Source organism: Pseudoalteromonas sp. GW168-MNA-CIBAN-0100, from assembly GCF_040309225.1.
GTDB lineage: Bacteria > Pseudomonadota > Gammaproteobacteria > Enterobacterales > Alteromonadaceae > Pseudoalteromonas > Pseudoalteromonas arctica.
The window spans coordinates 1-318 of sequence record NZ_JBEOOL010000332.1 but is presented as its reverse complement, the minus strand read 5'-3'; the positions used below and the strand labels follow the sequence as shown (position 1 = coordinate 318).

The 318-nt window shown below is 35.8% G+C and carries 1 protein-coding gene; it reads left to right on the top strand.

Going from position 1 to position 318, the window contains the following annotated elements; all coding sequences use genetic code 11:
* A partial coding sequence (locus tag AAEY62_RS21355; protein WP_350636382.1) for an isocitrate dehydrogenase kinase/phosphatase AceK regulatory subunit occupies window positions 1-318 on the top strand: 318 nt, incomplete at both ends.

The window sequence follows — 318 nt, the reverse complement described above, 5'->3', positions numbered from 1 at the left end:
AGCCAATAGCGCATACTTTTTTTAATTCTACCTTTGGTGCTATTTGGGACGATAAAAAAATACGTACTGTGCATTTATTTGTATTAAAAGCTAAATATCGTACTCAACCTCGACCATACGACAGCTTAGTTAAACGTATTTCATTGCAGCATGGTTTTAATAGCGCAATAAAAACGCTGATCACTAATCAGGTTTTTAGAGTGCCATTTAGTAATTTAAACCAAGATGTTGCCACCCTGCAGGCTACTTTAACGCAAGGTGCTAAGCAACAATGTCGACAAGTTTATGAGTTAATAAACTTAAACGACGGCTATATAG